Source organism: Streptosporangium sp. 'caverna' (assembly GCF_003203775.1).
In the GTDB taxonomy this organism is placed as follows: Bacteria; Actinomycetota; Actinomycetes; order Streptosporangiales; family Streptosporangiaceae; genus Streptosporangium; species Streptosporangium subroseum.
In genome coordinates, this window is sequence record NZ_CP029711.1 from 4,570,124 (window position 1) to 4,585,050 (window position 14,927).

15 protein-coding genes are annotated in these 14,927 nt (G+C 69.2%); 7 read left to right on the forward strand and 8 right to left on the reverse strand.

Going from position 1 to position 14,927, the window contains the following annotated elements; translation table 11 throughout:
- Nucleotides 1-87: 87 nt before the first annotated feature.
- From hemE to DKM19_RS20190, 4 genes are all read right to left on the reverse strand, one after another.
- Nucleotides 88-1,263, reverse strand: a complete 1,176-nt coding sequence (hemE, locus tag DKM19_RS20175) for a uroporphyrinogen decarboxylase (protein ID WP_369989397.1) — start codon at nt 1,261-1,263, stop codon at nt 88-90.
- Between the two features lie 82 nt (nt 1,264-1,345).
- Entirely contained in the window at nt 1,346-1,960 is a 615-nt protein-coding gene (locus DKM19_RS20180) for an NAD(P)-dependent oxidoreductase (protein WP_162641629.1), read from the reverse strand.
- A gap of 98 nt (nt 1,961-2,058) precedes the next feature.
- Nucleotides 2,059-3,531 carry a multicopper oxidase family protein gene (locus DKM19_RS20185; RefSeq protein WP_110697358.1) on the reverse strand — a complete coding sequence of 491 codons (1,473 nt, stop codon included), beginning with the start codon at nt 3,529-3,531 and terminating at the stop codon, nt 2,059-2,061.
- Entirely contained in the window at nt 3,528-3,914 is a 387-nt protein-coding gene (locus DKM19_RS20190; protein ID WP_110697360.1) for a hypothetical protein, read from the reverse strand. Before DKM19_RS20190 ends, DKM19_RS20185 begins: the two co-directional genes overlap by 4 nt.
- Nucleotides 3,915-4,343: 429 nt before the next feature.
- On the opposite strand from DKM19_RS20190, the gene DKM19_RS20195 reads away from it, so the two are divergent.
- The 3 genes from DKM19_RS20195 to cynS all read left to right on the forward strand — a co-directional run bounded on the left by DKM19_RS20195 (nt 4,344) and on the right by cynS (nt 8,048).
- Nucleotides 4,344-5,732: a serine hydrolase gene (locus tag DKM19_RS20195; RefSeq protein ID WP_110697362.1), complete on the forward strand. Its 1,389-nt coding sequence runs from the start codon at nt 4,344-4,346 to the stop codon at nt 5,730-5,732.
- Between the two features lie 349 nt (nt 5,733-6,081).
- Nucleotides 6,082-7,566 carry an FAD/NAD(P)-binding protein gene (locus DKM19_RS20200; RefSeq protein WP_162641630.1) on the forward strand — a complete coding sequence of 495 codons (1,485 nt, stop codon included), beginning with the start codon at nt 6,082-6,084 and terminating at the stop codon, nt 7,564-7,566.
- A gap of 38 nt (nt 7,567-7,604) precedes the next feature.
- Nucleotides 7,605-8,048 carry a cyanase gene (cynS, locus tag DKM19_RS20205; RefSeq protein ID WP_110705838.1) on the forward strand — a complete coding sequence of 148 codons (444 nt, stop codon included), beginning with the start codon at nt 7,605-7,607 and terminating at the stop codon, nt 8,046-8,048.
- A 60-nt stretch (nt 8,049-8,108) separates the two neighbouring features.
- Here cynS and DKM19_RS20210 read toward each other — a convergent pair whose 3' ends face one another.
- Both DKM19_RS20210 and DKM19_RS20215 read right to left on the reverse strand, forming a co-directional pair.
- A complete protein-coding gene (locus DKM19_RS20210; RefSeq protein ID WP_110705839.1) occupies nt 8,109-8,423 on the reverse strand; it encodes a GNAT family N-acetyltransferase in 315 nt (104 codons plus the stop codon).
- Between the two features lie 134 nt (nt 8,424-8,557).
- Entirely contained in the window at nt 8,558-9,016 is a 459-nt protein-coding gene (locus DKM19_RS20215) for a nuclear transport factor 2 family protein (RefSeq protein ID WP_110697366.1), read from the reverse strand.
- A gap of 125 nt (nt 9,017-9,141) precedes the next feature.
- Here DKM19_RS20215 and DKM19_RS20220 point away from each other — a divergent pair, with 125 nt between their 5' ends.
- Nucleotides 9,142-9,723, forward strand: a complete 582-nt coding sequence (locus DKM19_RS20220; RefSeq protein ID WP_110697368.1) for a TetR/AcrR family transcriptional regulator — start codon at nt 9,142-9,144, stop codon at nt 9,721-9,723.
- Between the two features lie 42 nt (nt 9,724-9,765).
- On the opposite strand, the gene DKM19_RS20225 is transcribed toward DKM19_RS20220, so the two are convergent.
- Nucleotides 9,766-10,776 carry an alcohol dehydrogenase catalytic domain-containing protein gene (locus tag DKM19_RS20225; RefSeq protein ID WP_110697370.1) on the reverse strand — a complete coding sequence of 337 codons (1,011 nt, stop codon included), beginning with the start codon at nt 10,774-10,776 and terminating at the stop codon, nt 9,766-9,768.
- 345 nt (nt 10,777-11,121) lie between these two features.
- Here DKM19_RS20225 and DKM19_RS20230 point away from each other — a divergent pair, with 345 nt between their 5' ends.
- A complete protein-coding gene (locus tag DKM19_RS20230; RefSeq protein WP_110697372.1) occupies nt 11,122-12,078 on the forward strand; it encodes a helix-turn-helix domain-containing protein in 957 nt (318 codons plus the stop codon).
- 595 nt (nt 12,079-12,673) lie between these two features.
- Nucleotides 12,674-13,012, forward strand: coding sequence for a hypothetical protein (locus tag DKM19_RS20235; protein WP_110697374.1), 339 nt, complete (start codon nt 12,674-12,676; stop codon nt 13,010-13,012).
- Between the two features lie 463 nt (nt 13,013-13,475).
- Here DKM19_RS20235 and DKM19_RS20240 read toward each other — a convergent pair whose 3' ends face one another.
- Nucleotides 13,476-13,979, reverse strand: a complete 504-nt coding sequence (locus DKM19_RS20240) for an XdhC family protein (protein ID WP_110697376.1) — start codon at nt 13,977-13,979, stop codon at nt 13,476-13,478.
- A 209-nt stretch (nt 13,980-14,188) separates the two neighbouring features.
- Here DKM19_RS20240 and DKM19_RS20245 point away from each other — a divergent pair, with 209 nt between their 5' ends.
- Nucleotides 14,189-14,815 (forward strand): DNA starvation/stationary phase protection protein, encoded by a 627-nt coding sequence (locus DKM19_RS20245; RefSeq protein WP_204358890.1) that lies wholly within the window; start codon nt 14,189-14,191, stop codon nt 14,813-14,815.
- Nucleotides 14,816-14,927 lie beyond the last annotated feature (112 nt).

Sequence of the window (14,927 nt, forward strand, 5' to 3'; positions counted from 1 at the left end):
CCAGTCCAAGAAGAACGCGGTCACAGAGCCCTGGCCGCTACTTTGCACCTGGGGTCAGAGGCAGGAGTCCGGGCCTGTTCGGGCCGTCTACTGCGTCGAGGGTGCGACCCAGGAGCGTACCTGCTGGGCAAGCGCGGCCACGTGCTCGGGGGGTGTGGTCTTGACGATGCCGTGGCCAAGGTTGAAGACGAACGGGCCGCCGCCGAGAGAGCGCAGGATGCGGTCTGTTTCGGCGTGGAGTGCCGGGCCGCCCGTGACGAGAAGTTGAGGGTCGAGGTTGCCCTGCACGCAGCGGCCCAACTCGCGTTGCACCTTCTGCGCCGCCCATCCCAGCGGCACCGTCGAGTCGAGGCCGACACAGTCCACGCCGGTGGCCTGCATGAAGCCGTCGTACGCCAGCCCGGCACCGCGCGGGAACGCGATGATCGGAACGCTCGGATGCTTCGCCTTGAGCGCCGTGACGATGGCGGCAACCGGCGTGACGCACCAACGCCGGAAGAGCGGGTCCGGGAGTATCCCGGCCCAGCTCTCGAACAGTTGGATCGCCTCGGCGCCTGCCTCGATCTGACGGTCCAAAAACTCGATGACGGCTGCCGTGAGCAGATCGATCAGGGGTTGGAAGCTGTCGGGGTCGCTCAGCGCCCATTGCTTGACGAGGGCGTGCTCGGAGTTGCCGCCGCCGCGCCCTTCGACCATGTACGTCGCGACCGTCCAGGGCGCACCGGCGTAGCCGATCAGCGCCACATCGTCAGGCAAGGCGTGCGTGAGCTGCCGGACCGTCTCGTAGATCGGGGCCAGTTCTTCGTGCAAGCGAGACGCGCTCAAGAACTCGGTGATGTCCGACGCCGAACGGATCGGCGGTGTCAGAACCGGGCCATCACCGACCTGGTACTCCAGGGTCTGGCCCAACGCCGCAGCGATCTGCGGAAGATCCGCAAACAAGATCGCCGCATCCAGCGGGAAACGTCGGATCGGCTGCAGGGTGACTTCGACCGCGTGCTCGGGCGAATTACACAACCCCACCATCCCGCCGGCCGCCTCACGAACGCCGTGATACTCAGGCAGATAGCGCCCGGCTTGTCTCATCAACCAGATCGGCGGCCGTTCCGTCCGCTCGCCCGCAAGCGCACGCAACAGCAACTTCTTCGGTCGCACCCCACCAGGTGCATGATCCAGACCAACGTCGCCCCGCGTAACGGTTTCCACGCTCTTCCGTCCTGTTCGGATGCACGAGCTCACCCGGCCCGATCGGCACAATCTCACCCGCGTTGAAAACGCCCTGGCAGCCTACCAAGGGCCGCCGACTGGGCCAGATCAGAGCGACAAGGTCTATCCAGGGAGGGGATCAGCGTCCGCAGATGTTGACGGCGGCTCCGGCCAGGTGCGTGTCCTGGACGATGTCGAGGAGAGTGGCCGCGACGTCCGCGCGGGTGAGGGCAAGCGGCCTTTCCAGCAGGACCCGGCTGGTGAGGACGGCACCCGTGGCGGGTTTGTCGGTGAGTCTGGTGAGGCGGGCGATGGTCCAGTCGAGATCTCCGGCGGAGACGACCCGCTCCATCTCCGCGGCGTCGGCGTAGGGCGTGGCCAGGAGACGGCGCAGGACCCACAGCGGTATGCGCGGCTTGTGGGCGACGAGCGGGTAGGCGCTCGTGATGACGAGCCGCCGCACGTTGAGGTCGGCCATGACCGTGGTGATGGTACGGGTGGCGTCGGCGGCCCGGTGCGGATCGTGGCGGCCGCCGCCGTTGATGATGGAGATCACCGCGTCGGAGCCCGCGACGGCCTCGCGCACCTTCTCCGGGTCGCGCCCGTCGCCTTCGACGACCGCCTGTAACCCGGTGGGATCGGACAGGGCGGCGGGCCGCCGGGTGAACGCGACGACCTGGTGGTCGCGGCGCAGCGCCTCGACGATGACGTGCCTGCCGGTGTGGCCGGTGGAGCCGATGACGGTGATTCTCACGGGAGGAGTCTCTCTTCGTCGGGGATGGGAGGCGTGGGCGCGCGCCGGGCGACTGCCCGGGGACGGCCGGGGTGCCCCACGTTCGCGGCGGCGTAGGGTCACACGACTTCGAAGGTGGCCATCATGGCCATGTCCTCGTGTTCAAGGTTGTGGCAGTGCATGACGTAGCGGCCGCGATAACCGGTGAACCGGGTGATGATCTCGATGGTCTGCGCGTCCCGCAGTTCGACCGTGTCCTTCCACTCCGGCTGCCCTGCAGGGCGTTCGCCGTTGACCGACAGCACCTGGAAGTGGGCCAGGTGCAGGTGAACGGGATGGGCGACGTCGCTGGTGAGGCGCCAGATCTCGGTGTCGCCCAGCCGCGGCCTGGCATCCATCCGTTTCGGGTCGAACGGCCTGCCGTTGATCAGCCATCCCGTGCCGCCGTGCATGCTCCCGCTGGTGAACTCGAAGTCCCGCGTCGTCTTCGCCTTCGCCGGGTCCAGCCGCTCGACCCGCGACAGCACCTTCGGGATCATCGAGTCGTCGCGCGCGTCGCGGTCGACGGCGAATCGCATCACCCTGCCCTGCGGCCCGTCCCCGGCGAGGTTGCGCAGCTCGACGTGGTCGCCGATCCGGTAGGCCGAGAAGTCGACGACCACGTCCGCTCGTTCGCCCGGCGCGAGCCGTACCTGCCGTAGCCCGCGCGGTGCGGCGAGCAGGCCGCCGTCGGTGCCGATCTGCACGATCACCCCGTCAGGGGAGAGCGAGAGCTCGTACGGCCGGGCGTTGGAGCCGTTGAGCAGCCGAAAGCGGTAGCGTGCCCGTTCGACGCGCAGCTGTGGCCAGGGCGCGCCGTTGACCAGGATGACATCGCCCAGGACCCCGCCCATGAAAGCCTCACGGGCGCCGGGCCGGTCGAGGTGTCCGGGGTAGGGCATGGAGCCGTCCTCGGCGAACGACCGGTCGCAGATCATCAGCGGGATGTCCCGCTCGCCCGAGGGCAGCGGGAGCGCCTCCTCTTCGGCGTCCCGCACCAGAAAGAAACCGGACAGGCCGCGCCAGACCTGCGGCCCGGTGTAGTCCATGCGGTGGTCGTGGTACCAGAGCGTGGCCGCCCGCTGGTCGAGCGGGAACGCGTAGTCGCGCCGGGTGTTCGGCCGTACCAGGTCGGTGGGATAACCATCGGACTCCGGCGGAGTGCGGCCGCCGTGCAGATGCGTCACCGTCGGCACGTCGAGGCCGTTGGAGACGCGCACGACGGTCCGGCGGCCGCTGCGCGCCTCGATCGTCGGACCGGGAAACCGTCCGTCGTACCCCCAGATCCGGGTGCGCAGGCCCGGCAGGATCTCCAGGTCGGCGGCGCGCTGGGCCAGGTCGTAGTAGTCGGTGTGGCCGTCGCTCCGCGACGGCCGCGCCACCGCCGGCATCGGCAGCGGCGCGGTGAACGGCGTAGGCAGCGGTGCGGTACTGGCCAGCAGCCGAGCCTGCGGGGTCCCGCCGAGCAGTGAGCAACCGGAGGCGCCGGACGCCGCGACCGCCGCGGCTCCCAGCCCGAGCAGGCGCAGCGCCCGCCGCCGGGTCAGCGTCATGCCGCGGCAGCCGTTACGGGGCGAGGGCTCGACCAGATCTGGCCGAGTTGCATGACGCTCGCGCCGAACATCAGCACACCGATCGGCACGTGGAGCGCCTTCATATGGGCCATGCCGAGCACCATCTGCACCAGCGTGAAGACCAGCAGCATCGCCGCGGGAGGGATGGCGCGCGCCGAACCGCCGCCGGGGCGCCACACCAGGATCGCGGCGACGAGGTGCAGCAGGCTCGTGACGGCCACGGCGAGCGCCGAGACGCCGTGCAGCATCCGGCCGTCAGGCGTGGACAGCAGCAGGCCGGCGGTGATCGCCTGGATGAGAAGCGCCGCCGTCTGCAGGGCGATCGTGACGCGTAACGCCTGGAAGAAACGCGGAGTCGTCATCTCGGTTGTCCTCTCGTGAACGGGCTCAGGCTGAGATCGTCGCCGGTTGGGTCGCCCACGGTCGTCGTACGAGAGGAGACTCCTTCGCTACGCCACAGGGCGCAGGCCCGGCGCGCCCACCACCACCCCGGGAGTAGTACGTCCTCCGCCGACCGGGATCGCGCTCCGGCTCGTCGTCGCCTTCGCCCCCCGATTCGTGAACTCCTGGGTTATCGGACCGTTGCGAGATCCGTCGTTGTTCCCGGCCTGGCCAGGGCGAATGATTGATCACGTCACCGGCGCCCGGCATATGCGGCACGAGCTCCGGGGCGAGCGGCCACCGCGACTCACCGACTCCGACGGAAGCGCGCGGTGCACAGAGCAGGCCGCCGCGTCGCTCGCCGGTCCCTGACCCCGCCATTGACCGATCAACACCTAAGAGGACACGACATGCCGAAGAACGAGAACCGGATCGACCTGGACCACTGGCAGACGCGGCTGGACCAGCTGCGCGCCACCCACCACGTCCCAGGCGCGTCCCTGGCCGTCCTGGTGGACGGCCGGATCCACGAGCTGGCCAGCGGGGTGTTGCACCAGGGGACCGGGGTGGCGGTGACGACCGACTCGATCTTCCAGTCCGGGTCGATCGCCAAGGTCTACACCGCCACGCTGATCATGCAGCTGGTCGACTCCGGCGAACTGGACCTGGACGCGCCGGTGACCGAGGTGCTGCCGGAGTTCGACACCGCCGACCCGGAGGCGACCAAGCAGATCACCATCCGCCGGTTGCTCTCCCACACCAGCGGGCTGACCTGCGACTTCAACCACGACACCGGGCGCGGCGACGACTGCCTGGCCAAGTACGTCGAGGCCGCCAAGGGCGTTGCGCTGGACTGCCGGCCCGGGACGGGCACCTCCTACTCCAGCGTCGGGTACAACGTGCTGGGCCGCATCGTCGAGGTGGTCACCGGCCAGGTCTGGGACCAGGCGCTGAAGGACCGGCTGCTGGCCCCGCTGGGGCTGGAGCACTCGATGACGCTGCCCGAGGAGGCGCTGCGGTTCCGGGTGGCGATGGGGCACCTGGGCGAGCCCGGAGCCGACCCGGCCCCGGCCCCGGCGTGGGACATGATGCCGCGCTCGGCCGGTCCCTACGGCCGGGTCCTGACCACCGCCGCCGACGTCGTCCGGCTGGCCCGGATGCACCTGGCCGGCGGACTCGCCCCGGACGGCACCCGCGTGCTGTCGGCCGAGTCGGTCGCGGTGATGCAGCGGCGCGAGGTCGACAGCCCCGACAAGTGGACCGTCAGCGCCGATGGCTGGGGGCTGGGCTGGAGCCTCTACGACTGGGACGGCGTCGCCGGTTACGGTCACGACGGGTCGTCGGTGAGCCAGCACGGTTACCTGCGCGTCGTGCCGCACGCGGACGTGGCCCTCGTGTTGCTCGCGAACGGCGGCGGGACCCGCGGCCTATACGACGCGCTGTTCCGGGAACTGCTCGCCGAACTGGCCGGTGTGACCATGCCCGAGGCCTTCGGCCCGCCCGCCGAGCCGCCGACCGTGGACGTCACCCCCTACCTGGGTACCTACCGGCGCGAGGGAGTCGAGATCACCATCACCCGGGACGAGGAGGGCACCGCGCACCTACGTTACGAGTTCGTCGACGGGATGAAGGACCTGTCCCCGCCGCTGGAGGCCGTCATGGTCCCGGTCACCGACACCGTCTTCGCCGCGACCGGTTCGGCTTTCGGCGTGGACGCCCTGCCCGTGGTGTTCGCAACGCTCGCCGACGGCACCCAGTGCTGCTACGCCGCCATGCGTGCCGCCCCCAAGATCGCGTAGGGCCGCCCCGCGCTGTTTCAAGCCGGTCTCCGCCGGGGTGGCGGGGACCGGGTTGAAACAGCCGCAGCGGCGGGCAACGCTCAGGGAGCGCCCAGGCCGGACGGGAACGGGCCGAAGACTCCGTGACGCTCCACGAGCGGCGCCGATCCCGACGGGCGAGAACCCGCAGAACCAACCCTGCCAGACGATCCACACCTCAGACTGCCGCCCACCACCAGCACGAGCACCCCGAACGACCCTCACGCCACCACCCTGATCAGCTACTTCAAAATGGCGCAGCTTCCATGTTCAACAGGTCGACACGTATTAGATGCATGCCCTACAGGTATAGTGGGTTATTGTGAATCGCGTGGCAGCTACTCCATCGGTCGCCGTCGTAGGCGGCGGCGCGAGCGGGACCTTGGCCGCGGTGCATCTCCTTCGCCGGGCGCGGGCGCTCGCCATGCCGCTGGAGGTCGTGCTGATCGACCAGTACGGACGGCACGCGCTGGGGCAGGCGTACTCGACCACCGATCCGCACCATCTCCTCAACGCCTGTGTCAGCAAGATGAGCGCGATCGAGGGCGATCCCGGCCATCTGCTGCGGTGGGCCCGTGACAACGGGCTGGACATCGACGGCCCCGACTACCTGCCGAGGCAGGTGTACGGGCGCTACCTGCGCGATGTGCTGGCCGCCGCCGAAGAGCCACCTTTGCGCGTGGTGCGCAGGGTGACCGGTACGGCGAGCGGCCTGACCTGTGATCGGGGAGTGCGGGTCCGGCTGTCGGACGGCGGGCAGATCGACGCCGATGCCGCCGTCCTGGCCCTGGGCAATCGCACCCCGGCCGCATGGCCGCACATCGTGGATGCCGTGGATTCCCGTTACGTCGCCGATCCATGGGCGCGAAACGCGCTGACCCGGATCTGCGACGGCGCGCCGGTGCTCGTGCTGGGCACCGGACTGACCATGGTGGACGTGGCGGTCACCGTGACCCGGGCGCATCCGGACGCGGTGGTGTACGCGGTGTCGCGGCACGCTCTGCTGCCCCGGCCGCACCCGTATCCCGTGCCGCCTCCTGTCCCGGTGCCGATCCCGGACGGGCCCCTGGGAGTCGCCGGTCTGCTGCGTGCCGTACGCCTGGCGGTGAAGGACAACGCGGGCGACTGGCACGGTGTGGTGGACGGCCTGCGCCCGCAGGTCCAGAGACTGTGGGCCCGGCTCACTCCCGATGACCAGAGGCGATTTCTGAGCGGGGCCGCCCGCTACTGGGAGGTCCACCGGCACCGGATTCCTCCCGCCACGGCCGCTCGCGTCGCCGACCTGCGGGCCACCGGCCGCCTTCGCGTGCTCCGCGGCCAGATGCTCCGGACCACGGCCGTCCCCGGCGGAATGCGCGCGCGGGTGGAGGTCGACGGCGCCGTTCGGGAGCTCGATGTCGGCTGGCTGGTCAACGCCACCGGGCCCGGGTCCGACATCGCCCGTGACCCCTTCCTCGCCTCCCTCATCTCGGGCGGCACGGCCCGGCCGGATCGGCTGCGGCTCGGCCTGGACGCCGGCCTGGGCGGCGCGGTCCTGGACGCGACGGGACACTCCGACGGCCGCGTCTTCACGCTGGGGCCCATGCTGCGCGGAAGCCTGTACGAGACGACGGCGATCCCGGAGATCCGCGCCCAGGCGGCGGCCCTCGCGTCACGCCTCATCGAGGCGGTCACCATCCGGCCCGGCCGGTCTCATCCCGAGCCCGGCTCCTCGGAGCCGCACATAGACGTTCCCTATCACCGGATAGAAGCAAACGCTTTGACCTTTGGATCTTCGTTGACGGAGAGTGAGATCACCCGGATAGCCGGCGGGTGAGCATGCGCTCGGCAACCGTCAACAACAACGGAGAAATCGTGGTCACCAAGCAAGAGGCAGCAGAAGCCGTCCGCCAGGCCAAGGTGGTGACCGGTGTGACATGGGACCAGCTCGCCAAGGCCGTCGGCCGGCCCCTGGCGTGGACCACGGCGGCACTGCTCGGCCAGCACCCGATGAGCAAGGATGAGGCGGCGACGGCAGCGGCCCTGCTCGAACTCGGTGAAGAAGTCGCCCTCGCGTTCCGGTTGCAGCCCACCCGCGGAGCCCTCGACTCCCTCGTCCCGGTCGACCCGACCATCTACCGGCTCTACGAGGTCATCCAGGTCTACGGGCCCACCATCAAAGAGCTGATTCACGAGCAGTGCGGCGACGGCATCATGAGCGCCATCAACTTCCGCCTGGACGTGACGCGAGTGCCCGATCCGGCGGGTGACCGGGTCGTCATCACCCTCGACGGGAAGTATCTGCCCTATCAATGGTGACGGTCGCGCTCGCACGGGGACGGCACCGTCCGGCATCACGCGGAGGGCACGCGAGGGTTCTCAGCGCCGGCGCGGGTGACCGGGATGAGCGGGGTCGATGAGATCCGCGTACTCGGGATGGGCGGTGATGAAGTCGGCCACGAAGCTGCAGTAGTTCGTCAGGGTCACACCCTTCGCCCGGAGGTCGTCAAGAGCGCCTCGGGCGAGCGTGGAGCCGACGCCCCGCCCGCGGAACTCCGGCTCGACGATCGTGTGGGTGAACACGATCCTCGGACCCCCATGCTCGTAGACGATCGTGCCGACCACCTTGTCCGCGATCAGCGCGTCATAGGTGCGCGCCTCGGCGTTCTCCCGCACCGTGATCTCGGTGGTCATGTCGTGGTCCTCTCGTGCGCCGGGGCTGCCGGCGTGGCAGCGCCGCATCCGGTCAGTGTCGCATCCCGGACACTCCTCGCTGACGGCGGTCCCAGGCCGTACCGTCGTGCCCGCGGTCGCCTCGAGAGAATCTTTCACCGGACCGGGAAAGGGAGTCCACGTTCGTCGTCCGGGCGCGGTCCGAAGATGCGCCTGTCCTGTTCGAGGATGCGGACGTCGTTGATGCTGGCCTCCCGGCGGGCCATGAGCCCGTCGTCGTCGAACTCCCACAGCTCGTTTCCGTAGCTCCGCCAGTACTGGCCGTCGGCGGTGCGGCACTCGTACTGAAAACGCACGGCGATGCGGTTGCCGCCGAAGGCCCACAGCTCCTTGCGCAGCGCGTAGTCGAGCTCGCGCTCCCACTTGCGGGTGAGGAACTCGACGATGGCCTCGCGTCCGGTGACGAAGGAGTCGCGGTTGCGCCAGACGGAGTCCGGGGTGTAGGCGAGCGAGACCTTCTGCGGGTCGCGGGTGTTCCACGCGTCCTCCGCCGCCTGGACCTTCCGCAGCGCGCTTTCGTGGTCGAAAGGCGGCAGTGGGGGACGCTTGCTCATGCCTTCTCCTTCTGTGGCGCGCTCGTGAAGAGCGACAGGACTTCGAGAGAACCATCGTTCTCCTCCGATGGTCTACCCTAGGGAACGCTGGTTCTCTCCGTCAAGACGCGAACGAGGGTGATGAGGTGGATCGGGAGGTGGCGCAGGACCGCGTGCTCGACGCGGCAGAGGAGCTGTTCTACAGCCGGGGTATCCAGACCGTCGGCATGGACGACATCCGCGGCCTCTCCGGTGTGTCCCTCAAGCGCCTCTACCAGCTCTTCGGCACGAAGGACCAGCTCGTCGACGCCTACCTCGAGCGCCGTGACCTCCGCTGGCGGCAACGTCTCGCCGACCACGTCGAGGCCTGCGGGGACCCGGAGGGCCGGATCATCGCGGTGTTCGACTGGCTTGAACGGTGGTTCAACGAGCCCGGTTTCCGAGGCTGTGCGTGGATCAACTCCTACGGCGAGCTGGGAACCACGTCGACGACCATCGCCACCCAGGCCCGCCGGCACAAGCAGGCGTTCAGGCGATACCTGGAGAAGCTCACGACCGACGCGCACCTTCCTCACGATCTGGCCGACCATCTGCTCCTGCTGGCCGAGGGCGCCATGGTCACGGCCGGCATCTTCGGCACCCCCGGTACGGCCGCGCAGGCCAGGGCGGCCGCCGGCCTGCTGCTCGAATCCGCCAAGCAGGCGCGGCCCCCGTTGCCGGCGCGGTAGGGCGGTAAGGCCGCGCCGGGTCCATGGTCCGCCGGTAAGCGGTCAGCCGAAGGTGATGACCGACCGCTTGCCGGAGCTGCCCTTGGCCATGGCGTCGAGCGCCGCGTTGGCGTCGCGCAGGCCGACCGGGGCGAACTCGGGCAGAATGCCGTGCGCTGCCGAGAACGCGAGGGTGTCGCGCATGTCATGCGGCGAGCCGGACGGGTTGATCATGGCGTGCAGCCGGTTGAGGGCCATCGGCTGGGTGGGCAGGGTCAGCGGCTCGGGGCCGTACCCGACCAGCACGAGCCTGCCGTCGGGCGCCAGGCCGGTGAACGTCGCCGCGGCCGCCGAGGTGGACGGGGCGGTGTTGAGAATCAGGTTCGCACCTCCCTCCCAGGCTCTGAGGGCCTCGGCCGGGTCGGAGTCCTGGGTGGCGATGAACCGCTCGGCACCCATCTCCCTCGCCACCGCCTCGCCCCGGTTCGACCGGCCGATGACGGCCACGCGGGCTCCCATGGCGACGGCGTAGCGGATCGCCAGTGCGCCGACACCGCCGGCGCCGACGACCGCGACGCGCGAGGTGGCGGTGATCCCGCCCTGCCGCAGGCCGTTGAAGGCGGTCAGGCCCGCGCACATCAGTGGGGCCGCGGCGACCGGGTCGAGCCCCTCCGGCAGCAGGGTCACGAAGTCGGCCTTGAGGACGGCGTATTCGGCGTAACCGCCGTCCATGACGATGCCCGTGAAGCGCTTCCGGGGGCAGAGAACCTGCTCGCCGCGCACGCAGTGGTCGCAGTGGCGGCAGGAGTCGCCGAGGAACTGGGCACCCACGGAAGCGCCGACCTCCGGCCACGACACGCCGGGACCGGCAGCGGCCACCACGCCGGTGATCTCGTGGCCGGGGACGACCGGGAAGCGGGCGACGGGCCATTGACCCCGCAGCAGGTCCAGGTCCGTGTAGCAGATTCCGCACGCGATGATCTTGACGAGGACCTCGCCCTGTCCGGGTTCGGGCACCTCGCGTTCGGCGAACGTGAGCGGCTCATTGACCGCGGTGGCGATGGCCGTAAGCATGAGTGACCTCGATCCTCTGTTACCGCGGTGCGTGACGGCCGTCACGCACGGTAGCAACAGAATTGTCAGGCGGGGCAGGGCGGGCGCGGCGAAGCGCCTCGCCCGCCGTCGTCATCCCTTGCTGCGGAACTTACGGACGGATGGCGACCTTGACCGCCTGACGGGTGCCCACGGCCTGGTAGGCGCGGGCAACGTCGTGCAGCGGAAGCGGCCGCCGCAGCATCCAGGCTGCTCCGGTCGTGCGGCGTTACCCAGACATCCCTTCTGCCTACGTCCCGCGTGACTACCACCGGCAGGGACAGGCTGGCGGGCCCCGGCCGGGACCACCCGGCGCATACTGGGGATATGGCTATACACCCCGACCCGGCAGCCGTGTCGGGCCCCGGCGCGGGACCCGGCCATGAGCGCTCGGGACCCGGCCATGAGCGGCGCCTCGACCCGCGCACGGAGCTGAGCGAGTTCCTGCGCACCCGCCGGGCCCGGCTGAAGCCGGCCGACGTGGGGCTCGCCGAGTACGGCCGGCGGCGCCGGGTGCCGGGCCTGAGGCGGGAGGAGCTGGCACAGCTCGCCGGGGTCTCCGCGGCGTACTACACGCGCCTGGAGCAGGGCAACGGCCGCAACGTCTCGGTCGAGGTGCTGGACGCGATCTCCGGTGCGCTCAAACTCTCCGACGCGGAGCACGTCCACCTGATGCACCTCGCCAAGCCCAGGCAGCAGAGGCGGCGGCCCGCGCCGCAGCGCCAGCAGGTGCGGTCCGCGCTGTTGGAGCTGCTGACGGCGATGGAGGGCGTACCCGCGTACGTGTGGGGCCGCCGCACCGATGTGCTGGCGTGGAACGGCACGGCCTGCGCGCTCTTCGGTGACTGGGCGGCGCGTGCCCCGCGGGAGCGAAACTGGGCCAGGATCACCTTCCTCGACCCGGCGGCCCGGCGGCTCTTCGTCGACTGGGAGTCCAAGGCCTTCGACGTGGTGGGGAACCTGAGGCTGGACGCCGGCCTGCACGCGGACGATCCGCTGCTCGCGGCGCTGGTCGGGGAGCTCTCCATGAAGAGCGAGGACTTCCGTACGCTGTGGGCGGCCCACGACGTCAAGAAGAAGTCGCACGGCAGCATGCGGATGATGCACCCGCTGGCGGGTGAGCTGACGCTCCGCTACGAGACCTTCACGCTCCCCGGCGATCAGGAGCAGTCGCTGGCGACCTACCACGCCGAGCCCGGTTCGGCGTCGGAGGAGGCACTGCGCCTGCTGGCGAGCTGGGGCGCGGACGCCTCCCGGGACCGGTCGGACGCCGCGCGGGACTGAGCCCGACCTCGGTCCTTTCGCCGAAGCCCACCAGGGATCACTTCGGTCTCACTGCCCTCGTCGCCGGACTCCTCGGCCGCGATTCCCTCAACGCCACCCGTTCCACTCGCCCGCTGTCGTCGTCGACCGCGCCGTGCAGCCACGCCCTGGGCGCCACCCCGTCGATCGGCGCCGTCTCAGCCGCGGCACGCAGCCGCTGGTCCGAATCGACGGCTCGCCGTAGCCACGGGAGTTCCGGGCTCTCCCGGGGGTGCCGATCAATTCGGCGGAGGCGGACAAGCGGGTTGATCCCGCCTGGGTTCTTCCTCTCCCGACCGCATCGCCTGCCTTTCCGGCCTTTCCGGCCGACGGCACCTCCACTCACGCGACAAATGCGACATTGAAGACATTTCATATCAAATTAAGCGATAATATCCTAACATTATCAATAGAAGGACATGAGGGCGGTAAAAGCGGTTAATCTCCGTTTGTCGGACCATGTCGGCGGAAATCATGACAACCAGGGAGACCCGTTAGCGGTCACCTCAGGCACTTTCCCAAGCGTTTCGGGAAACGCCGAAATCAGGGCACCAATCCTTTCGAGGGGGAAATACAAATGCCCAACGTCAAAAGCGTCGTCGCGGGACTCGCGATCAGCACGGCACTGGCCGGCGGAGTTGTAGGCCTGGGAGCAGCGACCACCACCACCAATGCCAGCGCCAGTACGGTCACAGCAGGAGCGGGCTTCACGACCTGGGGCGGCGGATGCGGCGGTGGTTGCGGTTGGCGCCGCGGCTGCGGCTGTGGCGGTGGTTGCGGCCACCGCTGCCATCACCGCAGCTTCCACCGCAGCGTCCGCAGGGTCAATGTCAACATCAATAACAACAACATCAACCACGGCGATCGTGATCGCGACCGCGGCCGCGATTTCGACTTTGACGACGACGACGATTAAAAACAACGCCTAAAGTCTCTGATCAGTCACCAACTCATGGTTGGCCTCCAGCTTGGGTGCCGCATGTAGCCGAAGCACGTTGACCACATGCGGCATAACCTGGGATCACAAAACTCCAGGACCATGATGGAGAGGAGATGGCCCGTGTTCGCCGGGATCCTGGTTCTTCACGAAAGAATCGGATCGCACGGTGAACACGGGCCGAATCGCTGTGAATTCGATGAGCGATTTGATATATCCCAGCTTTTGTGAGCCGCTCTGATTGATATGCGCGCCGCCGCCACCTTCGGAAGAGGCCGGCATGCCGAGGAGATGCTTCCCCGAGATCCGCCGCGGGTTCCGGGGCCCGCCGAAGGCCGGTCGCACCGTCCTCTTCTCATCCGATCCGTCGGGCGAGAGCATGGCGACCGGAGCCGTTCGGGATCGGGCACACCGCATGCCCGCTTCGGAAGCCCCGGAAGCTTCAGAAGTGGAAGCCGCCCGGGCGGCCGTTGCGGTCGGCGAGCAGGCCCGCGAGAGTCGAGAGGGCGATCTCGGCCGGAGTGCGGGAGCCGATGTTGAGACCCACCGGGCGGTGCACCTGGGCGATCTTCTCGGGCGGCACGCCCAGCTCGGTGAGCGCCTTGACGTGAGGGCCCTCATGGCGGGGGTTGCCCATGATGCCGACCCACCGGACCGGACGGGCGAGGATGTCTCGCAGCACCGGCCCCACCTCGCCGCGATGGTGATCGGTGACCACGACATCGGCCGTGTCGTCCAGCTCGGGGCCGGCGGAGGTCAGGGCTCCGGCGGGGGCGCGTGCCAGGTCCGGTTCCAGGAGCAGCGTGCGAAAGCCCAGTTCGGCGCCGAAGCTGAGCAGGAAGCCGGCAACGGGGGAGGCGAACACCGCGACCAGGGTGCGCGTCCCGCCCTCCGGCCGCACGTCGCCGTGCGCCACCTCGCATGCCGGGTCAGGTACGTACGTCATGCCGCCAGCTTAGATGTCAGGCTCCCGCGAGCCGCTCTCCGAAACCGCGGCGAATCCTCTCGGTGGAGCGGGTCGTCGGCGCGGGCGGTTCCAGGCGCCTGGCGAGGCCACCAGAGGCCATCTCGCGCCGGTATGGAATGCATTATCCCTTTTTGGCCTGATTGTGGCGCTCTGTTGGGGCATTTGCGGGAACGTCTGAGCGCAGTCTGATGTGTCACGCGACGAGGAGATGTGCATTGACTGCCAAGCGCACCACCAAAGCAAAACGGAATGGCAGCAGCCAGCCGTGGCTGCACCTCAACGGCGTTGAGATCCAGGAGTTCGGCACGGTCCGGCAGTTCCCGCTCGGTCTCTCCTTCAACGCGAGGATGTACTCCTGCCAGCGGCTCAACCAGATCCTGGCCGACACTCAAATCCTCTACGGCCTCTACAAGAAGCACCACTGGCTGATGCGCGGCCCGACGTTCTACCAGCTGCACCTGCTGCTGGACAAGCACGCCGGGGAGCAGCTCGAGCTGGTGGACCTGCTCGCCGAGCGGGTGCAGACCCTCGGCGGCGTCGCCATCGGCGACCCTCGGCATGTCGCCGAGGTCACCGTCATCCCGCGCCCGCCCAATGGCGCCGAGGAGGTTCCCTCGATGCTCTCGCGCCTGATCGAGGCGCACGAGACGATCCTCATCGCCACCCACGACGCGGCGGCCCGTGCCGCCGAGATGGGCGACGACGGCACCAACGACCTCCTGGTCTCGAGCGTCATCCGTACCGGCGAGCTGCAGACCTGGTTCCTGATCGAGCACCTGGTCGACACCCCGCTGGTCGAAGCTCCGCGGGAATGATCACCCTCGCCGGGAGACGATCAGGGGGCGTACGGCAGGGCCGGCCCGCACCGGAGAACGCTCAAGCACGGCGGCTCCCGAAGAAGAGGTCAGGCGTCGCAACGATCCCCAC

Coding starts and splice junctions, on each gene's coding strand:
- DKM19_RS20190 (WP_110697360.1), bottom strand. CDS start 3,914: ATGACGACTCCGCGTTTCTTCCAGGCGTTACGCGTCACGATCGCCCTG.
- DKM19_RS20235 (WP_110697374.1), top strand. CDS start 12,674: ATGCCCAACGTCAAAAGCGTCGTCGCGGGACTCGCGATCAGCACGGCA.
- DKM19_RS20185 (WP_110697358.1), bottom strand. CDS start 3,531: ATGACGCTGACCCGGCGGCGGGCGCTGCGCCTGCTCGGGCTGGGAGCC.
- DKM19_RS20240 (WP_110697376.1), bottom strand. CDS start 13,979: ATGACGTACGTACCTGACCCGGCATGCGAGGTGGCGCACGGCGACGTG.
- DKM19_RS20245 (WP_204358890.1), top strand. CDS start 14,189: ATGTGTCACGCGACGAGGAGATGTGCATTGACTGCCAAGCGCACCACC.
- DKM19_RS20195 (WP_110697362.1), top strand. CDS start 4,344: ATGCCGAAGAACGAGAACCGGATCGACCTGGACCACTGGCAGACGCGG.
- DKM19_RS20230 (WP_110697372.1), top strand. CDS start 11,122: ATGGCTATACACCCCGACCCGGCAGCCGTGTCGGGCCCCGGCGCGGGA.
- DKM19_RS20215 (WP_110697366.1), bottom strand. CDS start 9,016: ATGAGCAAGCGTCCCCCACTGCCGCCTTTCGACCACGAAAGCGCGCTG.
- DKM19_RS20225 (WP_110697370.1), bottom strand. CDS start 10,776: ATGCTTACGGCCATCGCCACCGCGGTCAATGAGCCGCTCACGTTCGCC.
- DKM19_RS20210 (WP_110705839.1), bottom strand. CDS start 8,423: ATGACCACCGAGATCACGGTGCGGGAGAACGCCGAGGCGCGCACCTAT.